The 5,698-nt window shown below is 72.4% G+C and carries 5 protein-coding genes; 2 read left to right on the top strand and 3 right to left on the bottom strand.

Annotation, left to right across the window (positions count from 1 at the left end; all coding sequences use genetic code 11):
- Positions 1 to 2 precede the first annotated feature (2 nt).
- Positions 3 to 815 carry a class I SAM-dependent methyltransferase gene (locus GWI24_RS39510; RefSeq protein WP_210950853.1) on the top strand — a complete coding sequence of 271 codons (813 nt, stop codon included), beginning with the start codon at positions 3 to 5 and terminating at the stop codon, positions 813 to 815.
- Here GWI24_RS39510 and GWI24_RS39505 read toward each other — a convergent pair.
- Together GWI24_RS39505 and GWI24_RS39500 are read right to left on the bottom strand one after the other, a co-directional pair.
- Positions 778 to 2,295 (bottom strand): APC family permease, encoded by a 1,518-nt coding sequence (locus tag GWI24_RS39505; protein ID WP_210950852.1) that lies wholly within the window; start codon positions 2,293 to 2,295, stop codon positions 778 to 780. The genes GWI24_RS39510 and GWI24_RS39505 overlap by 38 nt on opposite strands.
- A 326-nt stretch (positions 2,296 to 2,621) precedes the next feature.
- A complete protein-coding gene (locus tag GWI24_RS39500; protein ID WP_210950851.1) occupies positions 2,622 to 3,470 on the bottom strand; it encodes a helix-turn-helix transcriptional regulator in 849 nt (282 codons plus the stop codon).
- Positions 3,471 to 3,630: 160 nt separating this feature from the next.
- On the opposite strand from GWI24_RS39500, the gene GWI24_RS39495 reads away from it, so the two are divergent.
- The gene (locus tag GWI24_RS39495; protein WP_210950850.1) at positions 3,631 to 4,656 is read left to right on the top strand and encodes an aldo/keto reductase; all 1,026 of its coding nucleotides are present in this window, start codon (positions 3,631 to 3,633) and stop codon (positions 4,654 to 4,656) included.
- Positions 4,657 to 4,736: 80 nt separating this feature from the next.
- Here GWI24_RS39495 and GWI24_RS39490 read toward each other — a convergent pair.
- The coding region (locus tag GWI24_RS39490; RefSeq protein WP_210950849.1) for an aminotransferase class I/II-fold pyridoxal phosphate-dependent enzyme at positions 4,737 to 5,698 on the bottom strand (962 nt) is incomplete at its 5' end.

Raw genomic sequence — 5,698 nt, 5'->3', positions numbered from 1 at the left:
CCATGCCCGCCCGCGTTCCCCCGCCGTCCCGTCCGATCGGTTCGGCGACCCGCGGGACGACCAACCCCAACCGGCTGCGGCGGATGGACCGGTGGATAGCGGCGGCGCACGGGCCCGCGCTGCGGCGGGCCGCGGAGGCGCCGGTGGCGGTGGACCTGGGGTACGGGGCGGCTCCGTGGACCGCCGTCGAGCTGCTGGACCGGCTGCGGACCGTACGGGCCGGGGCCCGCGTCGTCGGGGTCGAGATCGACCCCGGGCGCGTGCTCGCCGCGCGGCCGTACGAGCGCGAGGGGCTCACCTTCGCGCACGGCGGCTTCGAGGTGCCGCTGCCCGGCGGGGCCCGCCCGGCGCTCATCCGGGCGGCCAATGTGCTGCGGCAGTACGAGGAGGGCGAGGTCGCCGCCGTGTGGCGGCGGCTGTGCGCCCGGCTGGCGCCCGGCGGGCTGCTGGTGGAGGGCACCTGCGACGAGATCGGGCGGCGGCACGTATGGGTCGCGCTCGACGCGTCGGGCCCGCGCACCGTCACCTTCGCGGCCCGCCTCGGCTCCCTGGAACGCCCCTCCGACCTGGCCGAACGGCTCCCCAAGGCGCTGATCCACCGCAATGTGCCGGGCGAGCCGGTGCACACCTTCCTGCGCGACTTCGACCGCGCCTGGGCGGCCGCCGCCCCGTACGCGCCGCTCAGCGCGCGTCAGCGCTGGATACGCAGCGCCCAGACGCTGCGCGCCGAGGGCTGGCCGCTCACCGACGGCCCGCGGCGCTGGCGTCAGGGCGAGGTCACGGTGCGGTGGGAGGCGGTGGCGCCCCGGGGCTGACGGCGCCGTCCGTGCCATCCGGGCCGTCCCCCAGGCCCCGGGTGCCGCTTTCCGTGTCGGGGTCGGCCCCCGCCGCGTACTCCTCGCTGATCTCCTTCGGGCCGAACGGCCACACCTTCTCCACCCGCGCCCACAGCACGAACGCCACACACCCCGCCGCGACCCAGGCGAGCGACCATTCGATGGGGTGCCGCCCGGGGGAGTTCTTGTCCGCGTAGCCGTAGATCACCAGCCAGCCCACCAGCGCCACCACGCTCGGCAGCGGATAGAGCCACATCCGGTACGGCCGCCGCAGGCCGGGCTGGCGGCGGCGCAGCACCGTGACGGCGACGACCTGCGCCAGGGCCTGCACGATCACCATGACCGTGGTCAGCAGCTGGATGAGGGTGGCCAGATCGGTGTGGCGGCCGATGAGGAAGCCGATCGCCGTCACGACACCCATCGTGGCCAGGCCCAGCACGGGGAAGCGATGGCGCGGGTGGAGCGTGCCGAACGGCCGGAAGAAGACCCGGTCGCGGGCGGCGTCGTACGGCACCCGGGAGCCGCCCAGCAGCCCGGCGAAGACGGACGCGAAGGCCGTGATGAGGATGAGCACGGTGACGACGTCGGCGGCGCCCTTCCCCCAGGTCTCCTCCAGCACCGCCGAGGCGACGGACTGGGCGGCCACCGAGTCGGGGTCGGTCATCTCGTGCCAGTCGACGACGCCGAGGGTGCCGATCTGCAGCAGCAGATAGATCCCCATGATCCCGGCGATCGAGGTGACGATCGCCCGCGGCAGGGTGCGGCCGGGGTCCTTGATCTCGGCGCCCATGTACGCGGCGGTGTTGTAGCCGAGGTAGTCGTAGATCCCGATGGTCAGGCCCGCGGCGAACCCGGTCCAGAAGTGACCGGTGGTCAGCTCGAAGGCGTGGTCCGGATAGGTGAACGCCTGCCCCGCGTCGAAGTGGCTGAAGGCCGCCACGATGACCAGGACCACGGAGGCGATCATCACGCACCACATGACGGCCGTGATCCGGGCGATGTGCTCGACGCCCCGCCACAGCATCCCGATGACCAGGACGATGGCGCCGAGGCCGACCAGATCGCCCTGGGTCTGTGTCATATCCGGCCATAGATAGCCCAGATACTGCACCAGACCGACCACACCCGTGGACATGATCAGCGGGATGAACAGCATCGCCGTCCAGACGAACAGGAACGGCATCAGCTTGCCGCTGCGGTACTGGAACGCCTGACGCAGATACACATAGCTGCCCCCGGCCCCGGGCAGCGAGGCGCCCAGCTCGGCCCAGATCAGCCCGTCGGCGAGCGCGAGCACCGCGCCCGCGACGAAGCCGATGACGGCCTGTGGTCCGCCGAAGGCGGCGACCATGAGGGGGATGGTGACGAACGGACCGATGCCGCACATCTGGCTCATGTTGATGGCGGTCGACTGGAACAGGCCGATACGGCGGACGAATCCGCCCTCGGTGCCGGACATCCGGACCTCCATTGCCCTCTCGCGCCACTGGCGCCACCGTGGGAGGGAATGAAAGTAAGGAAAGTTTCCAGTCGCGTCAAGGAGGTGGGACGCGGCAAAAAGGGATGGCGGCCGGGGACGCGGTCCCGGCCGTAAGGCGAGGAGGACGGAGCGCGGCTCGGGCCGTCAGTGGCCGTCAGGCCACCGCCGCCGCGCCCGGGTCCGGGCTCAGGCCACCGCCGCTCCCGGGTCCGGGCTCAGGCCGCCGCCGCTCCCGGGTCCGGGCTCAGGCCACCGCCGCCGCGCCCCGGTCCGGGCTCAGGCCACCGCCGCGCCCCGGTCCGGGCTCAGGCCACCGCCGCCGCGCCCGCCAGCACCTTCAGCGCCTCCGCCGTCGCCGACCCCGCGTCGGCCGTGTACGTGCACAGCATCTGCCCCGGATCCGCGGGCAGCATGAACGCCTCGAACCGCAGCACCAGCTCCCCCGCCTCCGGGTGGCGGAACCGCTTGACGCCCCGCGTCCGCTCCTGCACCGCCTGCGCCTCCCACCGCCGCCGGAACTCCTCGCTCCGCTCCAGCAGCTCATGGGTCACCCGGCACACCCGCGAACTGCCCGGGTGGCGGCCGGTCTCCGCGCGCAGCCCGGCCACCGTGTCATCGGCGACCTCGGCCCAGTTCGGATGGATCTCCCGTATCCGGGGGTCGAGGAAGACCAGCAGCGGGCCGTTGCGCCGCTCCTCGGGGATCGCGGCGTAGTCGATGCCGAGCCGGGTGCCGAGGGTGTTCCAGGCCAGGATGTCCATCGCCGGTCCGTAGACATAGGCCGGGACGGTGCCGTCCATCGCGTTCAGCAGCTGCTGGATCTCCGGCCGCACCCGCGGCCGCGGATCGAGGTCGGGCTCCCCGGCGCGCCGCCGGGGCAGGGTGATGTTGCGCAGATAGGTGTGCTCGGACGGGGTCAGCCGCAGCGCCCGCGCCAGTCCGTCGACCACCGAGTCCGAGACGGCCGGGGCCCGGCCCTGCTCGATACGGGTGTAGTAGTCGACGCTGATCCCGGCCCGCTGAGCGACCTCCTCACGGCGCAGACCGCGCACCCGGCGCCGGACGACCCCCTCCGGCAGCCCCAGCTCGGCCGGGTCGAGCGCGGCGCGGCGCGCCTTGAGAAACCCCTTGATCTCCGGTTCGGAATGGCCCATCGCTCCATTATCCGGGCAACGCCGGATTCCGGGCCGGACAGGTGGTTCTGGCAGACCCAGGTTGAGCCGGGCCTGGTGACGTATCCACCCGGCGCCGAGGCTGAAGGCGCAGGACGCCACAGAAGGCAAAGGCCACGGAAGGCAAAGGAAGGCAGCTGCCATGAAGCGCAGGATCCTGGGCGGAACCGGCATCTCGGTGAGCGAGTACGCCCTGGGCGCGATGATGTTCGGCGCCCTGGGCAACGCCGATCACGACGACTCGGTACGGATCATCCACCGCGCCCTCGACGCGGGCATCAACTTCGTCGACACCGCCGACGTCTACTCGGCGGGCGAGTCCGAGGAGATCGTCGGCAAGGCCCTCAAGGGCCGTCGCGACGACATAGTCCTCGCGACCAAGGCCCATTTCGCGATGGGCGACGACCCCAACCACGGCGGCAACTCACGGCGCTGGATCACCCAGGAGGTCGAGAACAGCCTGCGCCGTCTGGGCACGGATTACATCGACCTCTACCAGATCCACCGGCCGGACCCGACGACGGACGTCGACGAGACGCTGTCGGTCCTGTCCGACCTGGTCAGGGCGGGCAAGGTGCGCGCCGTCGGCTCCTCCACCTTCCCGGCCGAGCAGATCGTGGAGGCCCAGTGGGTCTCCGAGCGGCGCGGGCACGTACGGTTCCGCAGCGAGCAGCCGCCGTACTCGATCCTGGCGCGCGGTGTGGAGGCGGCGGTGCTGCCGACCGCGCGGAAGTACGGGATGGGCGTGCTGAGCTGGGGTCCGCTCTCCGCGGGCTGGCTCACGGGCCGCTACACCAAGGCGTCCGACATCGATCTGTCGGGCGGCCGGGCGGCCGTGGAGAAGCACAAGTTCGACCCGTCGCTGCCCGACAACGCCCGCAAGCTGGAGGCGGTCGGCGCGCTGGCCGAGCTGGCGTCCGACGCCGGGCTCTCACTGCCGCACATGGCCATCGCCTTCGTACGGGCGCATCCGGCCATCACCTCGGTGATCATCGGCCCGCGCACCATGGAGCACCTGGAGGATCTGCTCGCCGGGTCCGAGGTGGAGCTGAGCGAGGACGTCCTGGACCGGATCGACGAGATCGTCCCGCCGGGCACCGACCTCAACCGGGCGGACAGCTACTACGTGCCGCCGGCGCTCGAGGACAAGAGCCTGCGCCGCCGCTGAACAGATACCGCCGAACAGACACCGCTGAACAGACGCCATTCAGCAGACGCCGCTGAACAGACACCGCTGACCGGCCGGGGTCACTCCATCCGGCCGGCGGAGGAGGAGGCGGCGAGTGCGATCAGCTCGGCGATCTCGTCGAGCGGCGCCCCGTCCCGGGTCAGCCTGCTGGTGGCGACCCTCACATGGGGACGTGCGTAAGAGACGCAGAACCGGCTGCCCGGCGAAACGGTGATACCCCGGGCGGCCAGGGTGACCAGCGCGGAGGTCTCGTCCACCACCGGCACCCACAGCATCAGACCGTCCCGGTTGGTGGTGTGCACACCACGCTCGGCCAGCCGTTCGGCCAGCGCGGACCGCCGGGCGTCATAGCGCCGGGCTGCCTCGCGCACACGGCGGCCCGCCTCCTCGTCGGTGAGCAGATGAGCCAGGGCGTCCTGAAGGATGCGGCTGGTCCATCCGGTGCCGAAGGTGCGCAGCACCCGCGCCCGTTCGATCATCTCCCGCGGCCCTCCGACCACGGCAATCCGCAGATCCGGGCCGTAAGCCTTGGAGTACGAGCGGACCAGGGCCGTCCGGTGCGGCAGATGGGCGCCGAGGACGGCGGCCGGGCCGGTGGTCAGGGGGCCGAGGCCGTCGTCCTCGACGATGACGACGTTCGGCGCACCCTCCAGCACCCCGGCCAGCTCGGCGGACCGCTCGGGGCCGAGCGACCAGCCGCAGGGCACCTGGGCCCTGGACTGGTGCAGGAACAGCGCCGGGCGCGCCTCGAGCGCCTGGGCCAGCGACCCGGGCAGGGGGCCCTGGTCGTCGCAGGCCACGGGCACGGCCTGGGCATCCAGCGCCTCCAGGATGTCCAGCAGCCGCGCCGCCGTCGGATCTTCCACCGCCACCCGGTCCCCCGGGACCAGCAGGGCCTGGCAGAGCAGTTGCACCCCCTCGTAGCCACCGCCCACCGCCATCCAGGCGTCCGGCCGGTAGGGCCAGGTGTCCCGTACCGCCGCCAGCAGGCCGTCGGTGATGGCCGTGCGCGCGTAGTCGT

It is taken from the genome of Streptomyces sp. MK37H, assembly GCF_018035285.1.
Taxonomy (GTDB): Bacteria; Actinomycetota; Actinomycetes; order Streptomycetales; family Streptomycetaceae; genus Streptomyces; species Streptomyces endocoffeicus.
The sequence above is the reverse complement of the archived record's forward strand: the minus strand, read 5'-3'. Positions and strand labels throughout refer to the sequence as shown.